The sequence below is a fragment of the Rhodoplanes sp. SY1 genome, assembly GCF_046000175.1.
Lineage (GTDB): Bacteria > Pseudomonadota > Alphaproteobacteria > Rhizobiales > Xanthobacteraceae > Rhodoplanes.
Genome location: NZ_JBEOMB010000435.1, coordinates 1 through 819, shown reverse-complemented (window position 1 = coordinate 819; position 819 = coordinate 1). Strand labels below are relative to the sequence as shown.

Annotated in this window: 2 protein-coding genes; one reads left to right on the top strand and one right to left on the bottom strand. The window is 68.6% G+C overall.

Going from position 1 to position 819, the window contains the following annotated elements:
* A partial coding sequence (locus ABTU92_RS30195) for a hypothetical protein (protein ID WP_408095217.1) occupies positions 1-182 on the top strand: 182 nt, incomplete at its 5' end.
* 21 nt (positions 183-203) lie between these two features.
* Here ABTU92_RS30195 and ABTU92_RS30190 read toward each other — a convergent pair.
* On the bottom strand, positions 204-704 hold the full coding sequence (locus tag ABTU92_RS30190; protein WP_408095216.1) for a hypothetical protein: 501 nt from the start codon (positions 702-704) through the stop codon (positions 204-206).
* Positions 705-819: the final 115 nt, after the last annotated feature.

The following is an 819-nucleotide window of genomic DNA, read 5'->3' as shown; positions in this document are numbered from 1 at the left end:
TATCGGTCGAGCTCGTCCACACCTGGGCGGCACCTGACGATGCGCGCCGCTTCGTCGCGCGCGCGATGGCGCGTCTCGCGCCGCCCGACGCGGTCGTGCTGATCGGACCGGGGACCGGGACGGCGATCGCCTTCGACGAGGTGGTGCGCACCCGTCTCGCCGCCGGCGACATGGTGTGTTGAGGGCCGCGCCGGACGATTCGCTCAGGCGCGCGCCGGCAGCGGCGGACGAAACCGCCACACGGCCGCACCGCCGATCGAGCCGAACAGCGCCAGAACGACGAGCTGCGCGATCTGGAACGGCGGCTCCGACTGGTTGGGAGCCAACGCGGCGAGCACGAATATCTTCTGGAACGCCTGCACGACGGCGACGAAGACGTTGAGATACAGCGCCAGCACGGCGCCGCTCACATAGATCCACCGCCACGCACCGGCGAGCCGGAACACGTAAAGGCCGAGCAGCGTCGGAACGAGCACGATCAGCGAGATCACGCCGACCACATGGGCCGGGCCGAAGGTGTTCGAGGGGAACATGAAGCCGGTCACGCTGGTCGCCACCGTGGCGGCGAGGAAGACGCCGGTCCATCCCGCCATGCGGTGTCGCAGCACCATGCCGATCACGACGATCAGCCCGACCGCGATTCCGACCAGGCTGATGACGACGTGCAATTGCGTGAAGGCATCGATCGACAATCCGAGCGTCATGACTCCTCCGGGGGCTGTAGGTCCTACCGTCCCCCGAGAGAGTCGCGTCGTCAACGAACGGCGGTGCTTAAAATCACGGCGCGTCGCGGGCGTCGCCGCCGCGCCGGCATCCGCC